At 72.1% G+C, this 15893-nt stretch carries 16 protein-coding genes and 1 pseudogene; 8 read left to right on the forward strand and 9 right to left on the reverse strand.

The window, feature by feature from the left end; all coding sequences use genetic code 11:
* The first annotated feature begins 48 nt into the window (after positions 1 to 48).
* Positions 49 to 330, forward strand: coding sequence for a hypothetical protein (locus tag ASG52_RS02700; RefSeq protein WP_286158918.1), 282 nt, complete (start codon positions 49 to 51; stop codon positions 328 to 330).
* Here the strand turns inward: ASG52_RS02700 and ASG52_RS02705 are convergent.
* Genes ASG52_RS02705 through ASG52_RS02715 form a run of 3 tightly spaced genes read right to left on the reverse strand, consistent with a single transcriptional unit; the run spans position 297 to position 3533 of the window.
* Positions 297 to 1793, reverse strand: coding sequence for a flavin-containing monooxygenase (locus ASG52_RS02705; protein ID WP_056238652.1), 1497 nt, complete (start codon positions 1791 to 1793; stop codon positions 297 to 299). The genes ASG52_RS02700 and ASG52_RS02705 overlap by 34 nt on opposite strands.
* On the reverse strand, positions 1790 to 2704 hold the full coding sequence (locus ASG52_RS02710; RefSeq protein WP_056238655.1) for an alpha/beta hydrolase: 915 nt from the start codon (positions 2702 to 2704) through the stop codon (positions 1790 to 1792). Before ASG52_RS02710 ends, ASG52_RS02705 begins: the two co-directional genes overlap by 4 nt.
* Before the next feature lie 4 nt (positions 2705 to 2708).
* Positions 2709 to 3533, reverse strand: coding sequence for an SDR family NAD(P)-dependent oxidoreductase (locus tag ASG52_RS02715; protein WP_056238657.1), 825 nt, complete (start codon positions 3531 to 3533; stop codon positions 2709 to 2711).
* A gap of 232 nt (positions 3534 to 3765) precedes the next feature.
* Between ASG52_RS02715 and ASG52_RS02720 the strand changes: the two genes are divergently transcribed.
* From ASG52_RS02720 to ASG52_RS02735, 4 genes are all read left to right on the forward strand, one after another.
* Positions 3766 to 3999 (forward strand): DUF433 domain-containing protein, encoded by a 234-nt coding sequence (locus ASG52_RS02720; protein WP_056238660.1) that lies wholly within the window; start codon positions 3766 to 3768, stop codon positions 3997 to 3999.
* A 5-nt stretch (positions 4000 to 4004) separates the two neighbouring features.
* Positions 4005 to 4406, forward strand: coding sequence for a hypothetical protein (locus tag ASG52_RS02725; protein ID WP_056238662.1), 402 nt, complete (start codon positions 4005 to 4007; stop codon positions 4404 to 4406).
* Between the two features lie 132 nt (positions 4407 to 4538).
* A complete protein-coding gene (locus ASG52_RS02730; protein WP_056238663.1) occupies positions 4539 to 5468 on the forward strand; it encodes a DMT family transporter in 930 nt (309 codons plus the stop codon).
* Positions 5469 to 5566: 98 nt separating this feature from the next.
* On the forward strand, positions 5567 to 6619 hold the full coding sequence (locus ASG52_RS02735) for a sensor histidine kinase (RefSeq protein WP_056238667.1): 1053 nt from the start codon (positions 5567 to 5569) through the stop codon (positions 6617 to 6619).
* Positions 6620 to 6764: 145 nt separating this feature from the next.
* Here the strand turns inward: ASG52_RS02735 and ASG52_RS28145 are convergent.
* Positions 6765 to 6959, reverse strand: a pseudogene (locus ASG52_RS28145) (potassium-transporting ATPase subunit KdpA); the annotation flags it as partial.
* Positions 6960 to 7501: 542 nt separating this feature from the next.
* On the opposite strand from ASG52_RS28145, the gene ASG52_RS02740 reads away from it, so the two are divergent.
* Both ASG52_RS02740 and ASG52_RS02745 read left to right on the forward strand, forming a co-directional pair.
* A complete protein-coding gene (locus ASG52_RS02740) occupies positions 7502 to 8314 on the forward strand; it encodes an SGNH/GDSL hydrolase family protein (RefSeq protein WP_286158919.1) in 813 nt (270 codons plus the stop codon).
* 54 nt (positions 8315 to 8368) lie between these two features.
* On the forward strand, positions 8369 to 8761 hold the full coding sequence (locus ASG52_RS02745) for a group III truncated hemoglobin (RefSeq protein ID WP_056238669.1): 393 nt from the start codon (positions 8369 to 8371) through the stop codon (positions 8759 to 8761).
* 87 nt (positions 8762 to 8848) lie between these two features.
* Here ASG52_RS02745 and ASG52_RS02750 read toward each other — a convergent pair whose 3' ends face one another.
* From ASG52_RS02750 to metG, 3 genes are read right to left on the reverse strand one after another with little or no spacing between them, the layout of a single operon-like run.
* Positions 8849 to 9670, reverse strand: coding sequence for an MBL fold metallo-hydrolase (locus ASG52_RS02750; RefSeq protein ID WP_056238672.1), 822 nt, complete (start codon positions 9668 to 9670; stop codon positions 8849 to 8851).
* A gap of 16 nt (positions 9671 to 9686) precedes the next feature.
* Positions 9687 to 10484: a TatD family hydrolase gene (locus ASG52_RS02755; protein ID WP_056238673.1), complete on the reverse strand. Its 798-nt coding sequence runs from the start codon at positions 10482 to 10484 to the stop codon at positions 9687 to 9689.
* Between the two features lie 43 nt (positions 10485 to 10527).
* Positions 10528 to 12090 (reverse strand): methionine--tRNA ligase, encoded by a 1563-nt coding sequence (gene metG, locus ASG52_RS02760; RefSeq protein ID WP_056238675.1) that lies wholly within the window; start codon positions 12088 to 12090, stop codon positions 10528 to 10530.
* A 216-nt stretch (positions 12091 to 12306) separates the two neighbouring features.
* Here metG and ASG52_RS02765 point away from each other — a divergent pair, with 216 nt between their 5' ends.
* Positions 12307 to 13896, forward strand: a complete 1590-nt coding sequence (locus ASG52_RS02765) for an acyltransferase family protein (protein WP_156383761.1) — start codon at positions 12307 to 12309, stop codon at positions 13894 to 13896.
* A 5-nt stretch (positions 13897 to 13901) separates the two neighbouring features.
* On the opposite strand, the gene ASG52_RS02770 is transcribed toward ASG52_RS02765, so the two are convergent.
* On the reverse strand, positions 13902 to 14984 hold the full coding sequence (locus ASG52_RS02770; RefSeq protein WP_056238678.1) for a DNA polymerase III subunit delta': 1083 nt from the start codon (positions 14982 to 14984) through the stop codon (positions 13902 to 13904).
* Positions 14974 to 15687 carry a dTMP kinase gene (gene tmk, locus ASG52_RS02775; RefSeq protein WP_056238681.1) on the reverse strand — a complete coding sequence of 238 codons (714 nt, stop codon included), beginning with the start codon at positions 15685 to 15687 and terminating at the stop codon, positions 14974 to 14976. The genes ASG52_RS02770 and tmk overlap by 11 nt, the downstream gene beginning before the upstream one ends.
* Positions 15688 to 15893 lie beyond the last annotated feature (206 nt).

The following is a 15893-nucleotide window of genomic DNA, read 5'->3' on the forward strand; positions in this document are numbered from 1 at the left end:
CGCAACGCCTCGTAGCGCGAAATGGCCCCATTCCTCGGGCCTGTCGCCATGAACTTTTCCGTCAGAGCGTTCTCACGCACCGCCTTCCTTCCGCTCGCCGGCCTCGGCGGGCTGCTCGCCGCCTCGGCGCTGGCCTCCGACCGGCCGTCGTCGGGCGCCGAGCGCTGGGCGCTGCGGCCGACGACGCGCAGCCCCGAGCCCGCGCCGGCGCCTGTCCCGGTGCTGCGGGGCGTGAAGGCGATCCCGCTGTCCGATCTGCCCGGCGAGCGGCGTTCGGTTCGGGTGATCTACCAGGGCTACGGGCCGGTCGCCGCCGCCTCGGAGCGCTGAAGCGGCCCGACCAGCGTATAATCCCGCCGACGCAGTCGCCCCGCGCCGCGGCGATAGGCCGTGGCCGTGCCGGGCCAGAGGGTGCGGTTGCGGCCCTTTTCGTCGAGATACCAGCTGCCGCAGCCGCCGCGCGCCCAGATGCTGTCGGCGAGCCGCGCATCGACGGACGCGCGGAACGCACTTTGCGCCTGCGCGCGCACCTCCACGGCCCGGCCCGGATTCTTCTTCAGCCACCGCAGGCCCCCGAGCACGTGGGCGACCTGCGCCTCGACCATGGCGAGCACCGAGTTGTGGCCGAGTCCCGTGTTCGGCCCGAGCAGCAGAAAGAGGTTCGGGAAACCCGCCATGGCGATGCCGTGGAACGCGTCCGCTCCCTTGCGCCACGCCTGCGCCAGGGTGCGGCCGTCGCGGCCGGTGAGGGCGAGGCGGTCGAAGCTGCCGGAGGGGGCGAATCCGGTGGCGAGGATCAGCACGTCGAGGGGGTGTTCGGCCCCGTCCGCGGTGACGACGCCGTGGGGCGTCACTTCGCGGATCGCCTCCGTGACGAGGCTGACATCGGGCCGGGCGAGGGTGGGATAGAAGTCGTCCGACAGGAGCACCCGCTTGCAGCCGAGCCGGTAGGACGGCGTCAGCCGCCGCCGCAGATCGGGATCGGCGATCGTGCGCTTCAGGTGGGCGCGGGCCAGCGACTCCGCCCCCGCGGTCAGCCGCGAGACGCGGGTGAAGCCGAACAAAGCCGTGAGTTCCCGCCGCCAGAACAGGCTCGCCCGGTAGAGCCGGCGCAGCGGGGCGAGCCCGAGAAGCGTCTTGGCGACCGCGCCGTAGGGCCGGTCGTGGCGGGGCAGGATCCAGGCCGGACTGCGCTGGAACAGGGTGAGATGGGCCGCATCGCCGGCGATCTCCGGCACGATCTGCACGGCGCTCGCCCCCGTACCGACCACGCCGACGCGTCGGCCCGTCAGGTCGCAGCCGTGGTTCCATTCGGCGGTGTGGAAGCAGGGGCCTGCGAAGCGATCGAGGCCGGGCAGGGCGGGCCGGGCCGGCGCGTGCAGGGCGCCGACGGCGCCGACGAGGACGCGGGTGACGATCACGCCCCGGTCGGTCTCGACCCGCCACAGGCAGGACGCTTCGTCGTAGGTCGCGCCTCGGACGGTGGTGCCGAGGCTCAGGCGATCCGCCAGCCCATGCTCGGCGACAAGGCCCTGGAGATAAGCCTGAATCTCGCCCTGGCGGGGGAACAGCCGCGACCAGTCGGAGCGGGGGGCGAAGGACAGGGAATAGAGATGGGCCGGCACGTCGCTCGCCGCCCCCGGATAGGTGTTGTCGCGCCACGTGCCGCCGATGCGGTCGGCCTTCTCCAGAATGATGAGCCGCGAGAACCCGGCCCGGTCCGCCCGGATCGCCATGGCGAGGCCGGAAAAACCGGCGCCGACGACAACGAGATCGAGCGGGTTCCCGCTCACGCCACCGCCTCCGGAACCGCTTCGAGCGCGCGGCGCAGGAACACGGCCGCCTCCGTCAGCGAAGCCTGGGCCTCCGGCAGAAAACTTTCGGCGAGTTGCCAAGCATGCGGCACCACCGGGAACTGGGTGAGCGACACGCTCACGCCGGCCGCGCGGGCCTTGTCCGCCAGCCTCAGAGAGTCGTCGCGCAGGATCTCGCGGGTGCCGACATGGATCATGAGCGGCGGAAACCCGGAAAAATCGGCCTCGATCGGCGAGGCGCGGGGATCGGCCGGGTCGGCGCCGTCGAGATAGGCCGGCACCAGCCGGGTCAGCGCCTCGGGACGAAACATCGCGTCGCGCCGCGCATTCGTGCGGAAGGACGGGCTGCGGCCGACGAGGTCGGTGGCGGGCGAGAACAGGGCGGCGGCGGCGGGCAGGGGCAGCCCGAGGCGGCGCGCCTCGACCATCGTGGCGAGCGCGAGGTTTCCGCCCGCGGAATCGCCCGCGATGGCGGCGGGCTCCCGCGCCGACAGCGCGCGCCAAGCCGCGACGCAATCCTCGACGCCCGCCGGAAACGGGTCTTCCGGGGCGAGCCGGTAATCGGGGGCGAACACCCGCAGGCCGGCCCTGGCGAAATGGCCGGTGATCGGCCGGTACATCCGGGCCGAGCAGGCGATGAAGCCGCCGCCGTGGAGATAGAGCAGGGCAGGGCGCTCCTCCGATCCATTCTGCGGCCCGCCCTCGGGTTCCGCCCACTCGCCGGCCACGCCGCCGAGTTCGCCGACCGTGAAGGTGACGCCGAGGGGGGAAGGAAACGTCTCGCGGTCGAAGGCCCGGCGGATCGCCCCGATGTCGGATTGCCGGCCGACGCGCGCCTTCACGGCGACCCGCACGGCGATGTCGTAGAAATGCGCGCGCAGGCTCGCCATGCTCTCACCTCTCTCCGACCGTGCGGCGGATCAGCGACCAGTAGCGCACCGGCATCAGGCGCTGGATCAGCAGGGCGCGGCGCGCATCCCGGCCGATCACGAGGCGGGGGGCACGCGCCTCGACGCCGCGCAGGATCGCGGCGGCGACGGTTTCCGAGTTCATCGTCAGCAGCCGCTCGAAGGCGGCGAGACCCCGCGCTGCTTTCTCCGGGTCGAGGCCCTGGGGGATGCGGGCGTTTTGCGCGATGCGGGTCGCCACGCCGCCCGGATGGACCAGCGTCACGCCGAGCCCGGTGCCGGCATATTCATGCGCCAGCGCCTCCGAGAAGCCGCGCACCGCGAACTTGCTCGCCGCATAGGCCACTTGGCCGGCCGGCGCGACGATGCCGAACACGCTCGACAGGTTGACGATCTGCGCCTGCGGCGCGGCCCGCAGCAGCGGCAGGCAGGCGTGGGTCAGCCGCATCACCGCGTGCAGGTTCACGTCCATCAGCCACGCCACGTCGTCGAGGTCGGTCTCCTCGAACCGCCCGGCGAGCGCCACGCCCGCGTTGTTGATCAGGAGCTGGAGCCCGCCGTGACGGGCCTGCACAGCCGCGGGCAGCGCCGCGATGGCGGCGGCGTCGGTGAGGTCGATGACGTGCTCGCTCACCGCCACGCCCGCGGCGCGGGCGGCGGCTGCCACCGCGGCCAGCCCCTCGCCGTCGCGGTCGGCGAGCGCCAGGGCGCAACCGCGCGCCGCGAGTGCGAGGCTCAGCGCCGCGCCGATGCCGCTCGCCGCCCCGGTGACGAGGGCGGTACGGCCCGAAAAGACGAAGCGCCCGGCCATCACGAAGCCGGTCGGGCCCGCGCGGGGCCGCGGTGAGGGGAGGGGGAAACGGACAGGGCAGGGGCTCCGGCGCGGCAGAACGTGAGGTCGCGCCCAAGCCCCCTTTCGTCAAGCCGACGAAAGGAGAGGGCGACTGCGCAGCCAGGACGGCGCGCTTCGACGCTCGCTGGATTTGGTAGCGCTCCCCCGCTACCAATCACGACGACCCGGCCGCTGAACCGGAGCATCACCGATGCGCGACTCCGCCCTCCGCCTCGACGACCTCGTGACGTCCGATCCCGCCGTGATGGGCGGGCGGCGCGTGTTTCGGGGCACGCGCGTGCCGGTCGAGGTCCTGTTCGAGAACCTCGCCGACGGCCTGTCCCTCGACGAAATCCTCGACGCCTACGAGAGCCTCGACCGGGGCGACGTGGTCGCGGTTCTCGAGCTCACCGCCCGTTCGCTGGCCGCGCCGCGGGCGGCCTGAGACGCATGCGCGTCGTCATCGATGAAGGCGTGCCTCGGCAACTGGTGCAGGCCCTGACGGAGCGCGGCGTCGACGCCGCGCGCTTTCCCCGTGGTTGGGTCTCGTTGAGCAACGGCGCGCTCATCCGGGCCTGCGAGGCCGCGGGCTTCGACATCCTCGTCACCAACGACAAGAACATCGCCGATCAGCAGAGCCTGCACGGGCGGCGCCTCACGGTGATCGCCCTGCCGCACAACCGGCGGCGCGCCATCCTCGAACGGGCGGACGATGTCGCCGACACGATCCGCCGCGCCGGCCCCGGTGCCCACATCGTGATCGAACTCGACGGCACGCGCACCGCTCGCCGGCTGGTCGGGGGCCAACTCGTCGTCGAACAGTTTCCCACGGTCCCGCATTTCCGGTTTTGACGGCAACCGTACCGATCCGATAGCGCGGGTGTGCCTCTGCCCTAGATCGACCGGGGACACTTCTTCGACCCGCCCTTCGATGAAGAGCCGACCAGACCTCAGTCGCCCACCACAACCCGGACAAACCCACCCGTGCAGGCAACCCCCACCCGGCGGCGCGGCTCCACGGCCACCGCCTACGCGATCCTGACGCTGACCGCCCTGCTCTGGGCCGGCAACGCGGTGGCCGGCAAGTGGGCGGTGGGCGAGGTGTCGCCGCAGGCGCTCACGACGCTGCGCTGGCTCTTCGCCTTCGGGCTGCTCGCCGTCATCGCCCGGCGTCAGGTGGCGGCGGAGTGGCCCCGGCTCGTGGCGCGCTGGCGCTACCTGCTGCTGATGGGGGCGAGCGGCTACACCGTGTTCGCGAGCCTGTTCTACGCCGCGGGCGCGCGCACCACCGCGCTCAACGTCGCGCTGCTCCAGGGGGCGGTGCCGATCTTCGTCATGCTGCTCAACTTTTTCGCCCGCGGCGCCGGTGTCAGGGGATGGCAGGTCGTAGGCGCCGCGGTCACGCTCGCGGGCGTGGCGGTGGCCTCCTCCCACGGCGACCTGAAGGCGCTGCTCAGCCTCAGCTTCAACCTCGGCGATGGGCTGATGCTGACCGCCTGCCTCGTCTATGCCGGCTACACCGTGGCGCTGCCGTCGCGGCCGAAGGTGTCGGGGCTCGCCTTCTTCACCGGGCTCGCGCTCGCCGCCCTCCTCTCCTCGCTGCCGCCCCTCGCCGCCGAATGGGCGGCCGGACGGCTGATCTGGCCCTCGCTGCATGTCGGCTGGCCGCTCGTCGCCTTCGTGGCGTTGGGGCCATCGCTACTGGCGCAGCTCTCCTTCATCCGCGGCGTCGAGCTGATCGGGCCGAACCGGGCCGGGCTGTTCGTCAACCTCGTGCCGGTGTTCGGGGCAGGGCTCGCCGTGCTGCTGGCGGGCGAGCCGTTCGACGCCTTCGACGGGCTCGCGCTGGCGCTCGTGCTCGGCGGCATCCTGATCGCCGAGACCGCCGGACGCCGGGCGGCGGCCACGAAATAAAACACCAAAAAGCAACCATCGCGGCCAAGCGGACACAGGTTCGGCCCGGCGATGCGCTAAGGTGGCGAATCACCGCCTCGGGACTTTTCGCCCCGCCCATGTCCCAGCTTCCCGCTCCCCTGTCGCGGGCCGGCGATCCGGCCGTCGCGCCCGCGCGCCTGCCGTCCTGGGGGGGAGAAGTCTGGGCGGGCGAGCTGCTGGCCGCGGCGGTGGCCGGGCTCGCGGCGGGCCTGCGCTTCGGGCTCGATCCGGTGCTGCCGCCGGGCTTCCCGTTCCTGACCTTCTTTCCCGCCGTCATCCTGACGACGTTCTTCCTGGGGCTACGGCCGGGCATCGTCTGCGCGGTGCTGTCGGGGCTCACCGCGTGGTACTTCTTCATCAGCCCGGTCGAGACGTTCGTGCTGAATGGTCCGACCGCGCTGACGATGGCGTTCTACACCTTCATCGTCACCGTCGACATCGCCCTGATCCATCGGATGCAGGTGTCCGGCGCCCGGCTCGCCGCCGAGCGGGCGGTGACGGCCGACCTCTACGAGCAGCAGCGCACCATGTTCCAGGAGCTGCAGCATCGGGTCGCCAACAACATGCAGTTCGTGGCCGCCCTGCTGTCGCTACAGAAGCGCAAGATCGCCGACGACCCGAAGGCGGCCATGGCCGCCTTCGACGAGGCGCAGGCCCGGCTGGAGACCATCGCCCGCATCCACCGCCGCCTCTACGATCCGAGCCGGATCGACCAGCCGGTCGGGCTCTACCTGCAGGAACTCTGCGCCGACCTGCTGGAGGCCACGGGCGCGCGCAACATCGTCTGCCTCGTGGACGTGCCGCCGCTGCGCCTCGACCTCGCCCGGCTGACCACCCTGTCGCTCCTCGTGGTCGAGATCGTCACCAACGCCCTCAAGCACGCCTTCACCGAGGCCGGGCGCGGCACCATCACGATCCGCCTGGAGCCGCTGGAGGGCCCGCTCGCGGCCCTGACCATCGCCGACGACGGCCCCGGCATCCCGGCGAGCTTCGACCCGGCGGCGAGCCGTAGCCTCGGCTTCCGCATCGTCCAGGGGCTGGCCGCCCAGCTCGACGGCCAGCTCACCTACGCCAACGAGGGCGGCACGGTGGTGCGACTGGTGTTTCCGACGATGCGGGCGGCGGCGTAAGGGTTTGCCGCTTCGGCTTGTTTGAGCCGCCGATCCCCCTGACCTGACCGGCTGGCTTCGGTCCGGGCCGATTGAGAGCACGCGATGTCGAAGCCCGCGTTGGCGAGTCCTTCGGCTGGCGGGGAGGGGGCGCGGCATCTTTCTTACCCCCTGCCCCGAAGGTCTGGCCCACCGCCCCGGCGAAATGCTCGGCCACGGGGCCGAGGGCGAGCGAGGGGAAGAAGGTCAGCCCGCCGACGATCAGGATGACGCCGATCAGCAGGCCGACGAACAGCCCGCGATCGGTCGGAACGGTGCCGGCGGAGGCCGGGACCGCCTCCTTGTCCGCCAAGTTGCCGGACGATCCCGGATCGGCCGGGGAGGGGGTTTTGGGGGAGTTTGGGCGGGTGCCCTACCCCGGAAGGCGAGTCGAAGCCAAAGCAATCCAGCGCTCCGCAGGTTCCCAAAAGAGCACGCCGCGGGATGAAGCGGCTTCGTCGGCACACGCTCCGCATCGTTCGGCATCGTGGCGGCCGGGATCGCTCCGGCTTCGCCTCGCGAGGACGGGAAAAGCCCACCCCAGCCCGCACCAAAGTCGTTCGCATAAGATATATTATGGAACTAGAGGCCGTCCCCAGGCCGCGCCGTCCCTCTTATGGTTAATTTCATTAACCATAACCCCATCGCATTTTATCGAATTCCGCCAGGGAATCGGATCGGTTCGGCCCGATGATGCCTGCACGGACCACCGACAGTCCGGCACGAAATTGCATCCCGGCAGCGCTGGCGGCAAAATCGTGCATAACGTATCCAATTCGGGCTCTGATGGCGGCGCGACCCTCGCAATCGTCACATTTCCCGGGCAACACGGCCGAATCGATGAACCCGCTCAAGCGTTTCGCCATGTCGGTCCCCATGCCGCTCCGCCTGCTCCCCGGATTGCTGTCGGTCGTTGCGGTCGCAGCCCTCGCCGGCCCGGTGCTCGCCCAGCCCGACGCGCCGCCGATCACCGGGGCGGTCGTACAGGAGCGCGCCGCGGAGCGGGTGCCGGCCAAGCTCGCACGGCTCGCCTCGATGCTCGGCCGCGACGGCGATGTGCGGATCGTGGCGTTCGGCTCGTCCTCGACGGAAGGGGCGGGCGCGTCCTCGCCGGCCATGGCCTACCCTGCCCTGCTGGAGCGCGACCTCGAGGACCGGCTGCAGATCGGCGCGTCGAGCCGGCGCTCCATCACCGTGATCAACCGCGGCAAGGGCGGCGACACCTCCGAGGAGATGGCGAGCCGCCTGGAGCGCGACGTGCTGGCCGAACGGCCCGACCTCGTGGTCTGGCAGACCGGCAGCAACGATCCCTTGCGCGGCGTGCCGGTGGAGCGCTTCGTCGAACTGACCCGCGAGGGGCTCAAGGCGATCCGGGCCACCGGCGCCGACGTGGTGCTGATGGACCAGCAATGGTGCCGCAAGCTCTCCGGCGTCGACGGCGCCGAGCGCTACGGCGAGGCGCTGCATGCGCTCGCCGCCGAGCTGAACGTGCCGGTGATCCGCCGCCGCGCCCTGATGCAGTCCTGGGTCACCCACGGCCTGATGACGCCGGCCCAGATGATCGGCCCCGACGGCCTGCACATGACGGATGCCGGCTACCGCCAGCTCGCCAAGGCGGCGGCCGCCCAGATCCTCGTCGGCGCTGGCCTGATCCAGCCCTCGCTCGCCCGGAACTGAGCCGGGGCAGGGGCCTCTTATCGAGAGGCCACCGAAGCCCACTCCCCGCCCACCATGCCCCACACCGAGCTGACCGAGGCGGCGCTCGCCGCCTTCCTCGACGCGTTCTACGGCAAAGTCCGCCGCGATCCGCTGATCGGGCCGGTCTTCGCCCAAAAAATTTCGGACGCGGACTGGCCCCACCACATGGTGCGAGTGACCGATTTCTGGTCCTCGGTGCTGCTGCGGACCGGCCGCTACAAGGGCAACCCGTTCGGCCGCCATCTCGGCCTCCCAGGTCTCGCCCCGGACCATTTCGCCCGCTGGCTCGGCCTGTTCGAGGCGACCGCGGCGGAGTTCTTTTCTCCGGAGCTGGCCGAGGAGGTCGTCGGGCGGGCGCACCGGATCGGCGACAGTTTGAAGGCGGGGCTGTTCTTCCGGTCCGATCTCGCGGGCGTGCGGGCGTAGTCGGCCTTTCCCACCCAACTCCCTCAGCCTTCGGCTGAGCGCCTCAGGATGAGGGAGTTGGGTGGGAGAAACCGTCCGAACGGCGCTCTACAGATCGACCGCCACGCTCAACCCATCGTGCGCCGGCACCACCCCCGGCGGCAGCTTCTTGGCCAGCGTCGCGTAGTCGAGATCGGTGTGGAGGTTGGTCAGGATCGCGCGCCTGGGCGCGACTTCCTCGATCAGGGCGAGCGCGTCCGAGACCGAGTAGTGCGACGGGTGAGGGGTCTCGCGCAACGCGTCGATGATGAGGAGGTCGAGGCCGCGCAGTTCCGCCTTGGCGGGCTCCGGCATCAGGCTCACGTCGGGGGCGTAGGCGGCGGGGCCGAAGCGGAAGCCGTGGGCGGCCTCGTTGCCGTGCTCCATCGCGAAGGCGAGGGCCTCGATCGTGCCGCCCGCGCCGTCGATCCGCACCGGCTCGCCCGCGCGCAGCTCGTGCAGGTCGAGGATCGGCGGGTAGGCACTGCCCGGCGGGGTCTCGAACGCGTAGCCGAACCGGGCCGTCAGCAGCGCGCGGGTGAGGGGATCGGCGTGGACCGGGATGCGGCGGCGCATCTGGATCACGAGGGGGCGTACGTCGTCGATGCCGTGGGTGTGGTCGGCATGGGCGTGGGTGTAGAGCAGGGCGTCGAGGCTGGTCACGCCCGCATCGATCAGCTGCTCGCGGAGATCCGGCGAGGTGTCGATGAGCACCGTGGTCGGCGCCCCCTCCCCTTGCCCGACCCTTTGCTCGCGCCGCTCCACCAGCAGCGAGCAGCGGCGGCGGCGGTTGCGCGGGTCGGCCGGGTCGCAGGCGCCCCAGCCGGAGCCGACCCGCGGCACGCCGCCGGACGAGCCGCAGCCGAGGATGCGCAAGCTCAGGCTGGCCATGCGCCCTCCCCGGTCGTCATGCCGCGACCCCGTCGAGGGCCGCCGCCTTCGCGAACAGCCGGTAGAAGTTGCCTGTGGTGAGCGCGCAGAAATCCTCGAACGGCAGGTCGAGGGCACGCGCCAGCACGCGGGCGGTGTCGGCGGTGTAGGCGGGCTCGCAGCGCCGCCCCCGATGCGGCTCCGGCGCCAGGAACGGCGCGTCGGTCTCGACCAGGATTCTTTCGCGCGGGACGCTGCGGGCGATGTCGCGAAGCGCGTCCGAGCGGCGGAAGGTGACGATGCCGGAGAACGAGACGAACAGTCCCAGCTCGACCCCGACCTCGGCCAGCCGCGCGCCCGACGAGAAGCAGTGCAGCACCGCCCGGAACGGCGCGCGGGCCATCTCGTCGGTCAGCACCGCCTCCATATGACTGTCCGCGTCGCGGGAATGGATCACCAGCGGCAGGCCGGACAGGCGGGCGGCCTCGATATGGGCGCGCAGCACCCGCTCCTGCACGGCCTCGGGCGCCGCATCCTCGTAATGGTAGTCGAGCCCGGCCTCGCCGATGCCGACGCAGCGCGGAGCCTCGGCCAGCGCCGCGATCGTGTCGGCCGGCACGTCCGGTTCCTCGGCGGCGCCATGCGGATGGGTGCCGACGGTGTACCAGACCGCCGGATTCGCCTCGGCTAGCGCCCGGTAGGTGTCGGCCTTGGCGACCCGCGTCGAGATGGTGACGAGCCGCGTCACCCCCGCCGCCGCCGCGCGGGCGACGACGCCCGGGATGTCCTCGGCGAAGTCGGGGAAGTCGAGATGGCAGTGGCTGTCGACCAGCATGGATTCTTTTGATCGGGGAGGGAGAGCGGAGAGCCTAAGGCCGTCAGGCCGCGGCCTCCGGCTTCTCGAAACGCGGGAAGATCGGGGTCGGTGCCGGCAGCGCCGTGCCGGGGGCCAGGCGGTGGGCCTCATCCGTGAAGGCGAAGCCGCGCGCGTCCACCGGCACCGCCAGCAGGTCGAGGAGCGCCGCGCCCGCCGTCGGCACGAAGGGCTGCACCATCAGGCCGACCCGGCGCAGGGTCTCGACCGTGACGTAGAGCACGGTCGCCATCCGCTCGGGGTCGGTCTTGCGCAGGCGCCACGGCTCTTCGCCCGCGAAGTAGCGGTTGGCGTCGGCCACCACGGTCCAGATCTCGGAGAGGATGGTGTGGAGGGCGAGGTCCCGCATCAGCCCCCTCGCCTTCTCCGGCAAGGCGGCGGCGGCGGCCAGCAGCCGGGTGTCGGCCTCGGAGAAATCTCCGGGCTCCGGCACGGCGCCTTCGAGGTTTTTCGCGATCATCGACAGCGAGCGCTGGGCGAGGTTGCCCAGATCGTTGGCGAGGTCCGCGTTGATGCGGTTGATGATCGCCTCGTGGCTGTAATTGCCGTCGCCGCCGAACGGAACCTCGCGCAGCACGAAGTAGCGCAGGGCATCGACGCCGTAGGTCTCGGCCAGATCCATCGGATCGACGACGTTGCCGAGCGACTTCGACATCTTCTCCCCGCGCGACAGCAGGAAGCCGTGGCCGAACACGCGGCTCGGCACCGGCAGCCCCGCCGACATCAGGAAGGCCGGCCAGTAGACCGCGTGGAAGCGGACGATGTCCTTGCCGATCACGTGCACGTCCGCGGGCCAGAACGGCCAGCGCGGGTCGGTCTCGTCGGGGAAGCCGCAGACGGTGAGGTAGTTCGTCAGCGCATCGACCCAGACGTACATGACGTGGGCCGGATGCCCCGGCACCGGCACGCCCCAGTCGAAGGTGGTGCGGCTGATCGAGAGGTCCTTGAGGCCCGAGCGCACGAAGCTCGCGACCTCGTTCAGTCGCGTCTCCGGGCTCAGGAAATCGGGCCGCTCGGCGTAGAGCGCGAGCAGCTTGTCCCCATACTTCGACAGGCGGAAGAGGAAATTCTCCTCCTCCATCCACTCGACCGGCGTGTCGGTCTTGATCGAGCGGCGGCTGCCGTCGGGACCCAGCACCGTCTCGGCCTCGTCGTAATAGGCCTCGTCGCGCACCGAGTACCAGCCGGCATACTTCGCTAGATAGATGTCGCCGTTGGCCTCCATGCGCCGCCACAGCTCCTGGGCGGCGGCGTAATGGTCGGCCTCCGTGGTGCGGATGAAGCGGTCGTAGGCGCAGTTGAGCCGGTCGGCCATCGCCTTGAAGCGCCCCGCCATGTCGTCGACGAAGGCGCGCGGGCTGATCCCGGCCTTCGCCGACGCCTGCTGGATCTTGAGGCCGTGCTCGTCGGTGCCGGTGGAGAACAGCACCGCGCGCCCGTCGAGGCGCTGGAACCGCGCGATCGCATCGGTGGCGATCACCTCGTAGGCGTGGCCGATATGCGGCGCGCCGTTGGGGTAGGAGATCGCCGTGGTGATGAGGAAGGGTTTGTCCGGCGTCTCGCTCACGTCTGAACTGTCCCGGTTGGTTCGAGCATGGACCGACAGGCCTTGTGGCGCGCCGCGTCCCGCGACGCAACCGAGGCGGTTCGGGCCTCGGGGGTCGAGGCGGCGCCATTCTGGCCACGTTTCCCGATATGTTCGCGCCCTGCCGATGTGGCTTGTCTGCGCTGCATCCCTCCCAACCCGTCACGAGCCCGGACTTCCGGCTCCGGGATCGCCGTCATGATCGCCCGCCTCGCCACGATGCTGCCAAGACGCTTCCGCGCGGTCGAGGTCGCTCCCCCTGCCGATGCCGGCGCGCGAGAGGCCGGCCCGGCGGGCTTTTCCAACATCCAGATCCTGCGGGGCCTCGCCGCGAGTGCGGTGTTCTCGCACCATGCCGCGGCCTACGCGCAACTGGAGCGGGGGGCGGGGCGCCCGGCACAGCCGCTCGACACGCTGATGGGCATCGGCGGCGTGGCGGTCTTCTTCGCGATCTCGGGCTTCCTGATGGCGGGGCTGATCCGGCGCGATCCGCCCTCGACCTTCCTGGCCCACCGGCTGATCCGGATCGTCCCGACCTACCTCCTCGTGGTGGCGCTGACCGTGCCGGTCTACGCGGCCTGCGGCATCGCGCCGTCGGGGATCGCGCCGATCGCCCTGTCGCTCGCCCCGGCCGGCCCGCGCAGCTACCCACTCATCGTGGAATGGACCCTCGTCTTCGAGGTGTCGTTCTATGTCGGCCTGTTCGTCGTGGCCTGGGCCGGCCTCGCCCGCCGGATTTTCTCGCTGGCGCTGCTCTGGCTCGCGCTGCTTGCGCTCGCCTTCGTCCTGCTGCCGGAGGCGTCCCGCGACCGCTACCAGCCGCCGGCCTACCTGCTGCCGTTCGTGGCCGCCTGCGTGCCCTTCGCGGGCGGGCTGCTGCTGCCCCGGCTCCTCGCGAGCGGCCGGATGCGCCCCGGCCTCGGCCTGCTCGCGCTGCCGCTCGCCACCGCCTGCCTGTTCGTGGAGACCGACGCGGCGCGCTGGCTCAGCGGGATCGCCGCCGTGCTGCTCGTCGGCACCGCGGCGAGCAGCCCCCAGGTGCGGGGGACGGGGCGGCCGGTGCGCGGCCTGCTGGCCCTCGGGGACGGGTCTTACATCCTCTACCTCGTCCACTTCCCGGTGCTCGTCGTCGTCGCACGCCTCCTGCCCGCCGAGTGGTCGCCCCTGTCCTACGGTCTCGTCTGCGCGGCGGTCGCCTTCGCCGTGACCGCGCTCCTTGGTCCGCTCGACCTCGCGCTCTACCGGACGCTGCGCCGCCGGGTCGATCGGGCGGCGGCCCTTCGCCTGCGCGGAGGATTGGCCGCCTACCTGCTCCTGTTCCTGGGCTGCGCCGCCTGGGGCAGTACGGAGACGGCCGTGCAGGACTGGCGCGAAGTCCGGGCCCGCGCCGCGCTGGCGGCCCTGCCGCCCGAGACGTGGACGAGCCGGGAGCGGGCCGAGCGCGCGTTTCGTGAACGCGGCCTCGCGCTGCCGGCCTCGGTGCGCGGCCGGCTGGAAGCCATCGAGGCCACCGCGACCCAGACCCTGGTCAAGGCCTGGGCCTACGATCCGGCGACGCCCCGGCGCGCGATGCACCTTGCCCTGTTCTGCGGGGGCCGCCTCGTCGGGATCGACCGGCCGCGCCGCGGCCGCCGGGATCTCGCCGGACAACTAGGCCTCGACGGCCTCGGACGCCGCCGGATCGGCTACGGGATGCCGATCCCGCTCACCGCCTGCCCGGCCGACGCCGCCCCCCTGGCCGTCGTCGTCGATACGGATGGGGGCATGGGCGTGCTACCGGAGCGCTGAAGCCGCTACCGCCCCGCCGCCGCCAGCGTCTCGAACGCCGCCAGCACCAGCGGGCGGCGGTCGAGGTTGTAGATCGCGGCCTCGCGGGCGGAGGCCGCGATGCGCTCGGCGGCCTCGACCAGGGCTAAGAGCCGGGCCGGGCCTTCGCCCTGGCGACGGTCGATCTCGGCGGCGACGTGGCGCTGGATCGCGTCGAGCACGGCGGTCAGCAGGGGCTCGGCGTCGCGGGCGGCCAGGCTCTCGCCGAGCTTGAGCACGCGGCGCCAATCCGGATCGGGCAGGCCGCCGAGCAGGCTCGACACCTCCGCCTCGATGGCCTGCGTGCCGGGATTGAGCAGGGCCACGGCGCGGGCCACCGAGCCCTCGCTGAGCGCGGCGGCGCGGGCGAGCGCCGCCGGTTCGGGCCGGGGGAAGGGGGCCGGGAAGCCCTCGATGACGGTGCGGACCTGTTCGTCCGCGAGCGGGCGGAGCGTCAGCGCGCGGCAGCGCGAGCGGATCGTCGGCAGCAGCCGCCCCGGTGCGTGCGAGACGATCAGGAAAATGGCGCGCGGCGGCGGCTCCTCGATCATCTTGAGGAGCGCGTTGGCGCTGTTGGCGTTCAGGTCCTCGGCGCTGTCGACGATGCAGACGCGCCAGCCCCCCTCCCCGCCCGCCGTGGTGGCGAACAGCGCGAGCGCCTCGCGGGCGGCATCGACCGAGATGCGGGTCGGCAGGGTCTTGGCGCCCGGCGCCTGGACCCGGCGCAGCGCGACCAGGTTCGGATGCGACAGGGCTGCGACCTGGCGGGCCGCCGGGTGCCCCTCGGGCAGATCGAGCTTTTCGGAAGCGGGCAGCGTGCGGGGATCGGCGACCAGACGGCGGGCGACCCGGTAGGCGAGCGTCGCCTTGCCGATGCCGACGGGGCCGCCGATCAGCCATGCGTGGTGGAGGCGGCCCGCGGCCAGCGCCTCGGCGAAGGCGTCCTGCGCCGCCGCGTGGCCGACGAGGCGGGCCTGCTCGCGCGGGCGCGGCACGTGGGCGAGGTCGCCGACCTCGGCCTCCGAGACGGCAGGCGCCTCCTTGCGGGCGCGGCCTCCCTCAGGCGGCATGGTCGCGGTCTCCCGTCTCGCCAGGCAAGGGGGCGGGCGAGGGGGCGGGCAAGAGGTCGGGGCGATGGGCCGCGACAGCCCTACGGATCGCCGCCTCCACGGCATCGGGGCCGGGGGACGCGTCGATCACCCGGCAGCGCGCCGGCTCGGCCTCGGCGATGGCCAGGAAGGCCGCCCGCAGGCGCTCGTGGAAGCCGAGCGCCTCCGCCTCGAACCGGTCCGGCGCTTCCGTCTCCCCGCGCCGACGGGCGCGGGCGAGGCCGGCCGGTGCCGGCAGATCGAGGATCAGGGTGAGGTTGGGGCGAAGGTCTCCCAGCGTCACCCGCTCCAGGCTGGCGATCAGCGCCGGATCGAGCCCGCCCGCGGCGCCCTGATAGGCGCGGGTGGAGTCGGCGAAGCGGTCGCACAGCACGATCGCGCCGCGCTCCAGCGACGGGCGGATCAGACCATCGACGTGGTCGATGCGGGCGGCGGCGAACATCAGCGCCTCGGCGAACGGCCCGAACGGCTTGGCCACGCCCCGCAGCAACGCCTCGCGAAACCCTTCGGCGCGCGGCGTGCCGCCGGGCTCGCGCGTCGTCACGACCTCGCGCCCGCTCCCGGCCCGCAGGGTGGCGGCGAGGCGCGCGATCTGGGTGGACTTGCCCGCCCCCTCCCCGCCCTCGAAGGTGATGAAGACGCCCCGCGGCGCATCGCTCGACATGGACAGCGGGCTAGCACAGGGTTGGGCCGCGCGACAGCGGAGGCAGGTTCGGCGGCGACACCGAACACCCTCCCCCGTCATGCCGGGGCGCGAAGCGAACCCGGACCCGAAGGGGCGCGCCGGAGGCGTGCAATCCACGACTGACCTCGACGGTGCGAAGGGCGTCGCATCACGGGTGGATTGCGGGTTCCGCTGCGCGGCCCCGG

Source organism: Methylobacterium sp. Leaf456 (assembly GCF_001425465.1).
GTDB lineage: Bacteria > Pseudomonadota > Alphaproteobacteria > Rhizobiales > Beijerinckiaceae > Methylobacterium.

What these genes read in the sequence shown, in the direction of transcription:
- ASG52_RS02700 (WP_286158918.1), top strand. Translation starts at nt 49, where the DNA reads ATGAACTTTTCCGTCAGAGCGTTCTCACGCACCGCCTTCCTTCCGCTC.
- ASG52_RS02710 (WP_056238655.1), bottom strand. Translation starts at nt 2,704, where the DNA reads ATGGCGAGCCTGCGCGCGCATTTCTACGACATCGCCGTGCGGGTCGCC.
- ASG52_RS02715 (WP_056238657.1), bottom strand. Translation starts at nt 3,533, where the DNA reads ATGGCCGGGCGCTTCGTCTTTTCGGGCCGTACCGCCCTCGTCACCGGG.
- ASG52_RS02720 (WP_056238660.1), top strand. Translation starts at nt 3,766, where the DNA reads ATGCGCGACTCCGCCCTCCGCCTCGACGACCTCGTGACGTCCGATCCC.
- ASG52_RS02725 (WP_056238662.1), top strand. Translation starts at nt 4,005, where the DNA reads ATGCGCGTCGTCATCGATGAAGGCGTGCCTCGGCAACTGGTGCAGGCC.
- ASG52_RS02735 (WP_056238667.1), top strand. Translation starts at nt 5,567, where the DNA reads ATGTCCCAGCTTCCCGCTCCCCTGTCGCGGGCCGGCGATCCGGCCGTC.
- ASG52_RS02740 (WP_286158919.1), top strand. Translation starts at nt 7,502, where the DNA reads ATGTCGGTCCCCATGCCGCTCCGCCTGCTCCCCGGATTGCTGTCGGTC.
- ASG52_RS02745 (WP_056238669.1), top strand. Translation starts at nt 8,369, where the DNA reads ATGCCCCACACCGAGCTGACCGAGGCGGCGCTCGCCGCCTTCCTCGAC.
- ASG52_RS02750 (WP_056238672.1), bottom strand. Translation starts at nt 9,670, where the DNA reads ATGGCCAGCCTGAGCTTGCGCATCCTCGGCTGCGGCTCGTCCGGCGGC.
- ASG52_RS02755 (WP_056238673.1), bottom strand. Translation starts at nt 10,484, where the DNA reads ATGCTGGTCGACAGCCACTGCCATCTCGACTTCCCCGACTTCGCCGAG.
- ASG52_RS02765 (WP_156383761.1), top strand. Translation starts at nt 12,307, where the DNA reads ATGATCGCCCGCCTCGCCACGATGCTGCCAAGACGCTTCCGCGCGGTC.
- ASG52_RS02770 (WP_056238678.1), bottom strand. Translation starts at nt 14,984, where the DNA reads ATGCCGCCTGAGGGAGGCCGCGCCCGCAAGGAGGCGCCTGCCGTCTCG.
- tmk (WP_056238681.1), bottom strand. Translation starts at nt 15,687, where the DNA reads ATGTCGAGCGATGCGCCGCGGGGCGTCTTCATCACCTTCGAGGGCGGG.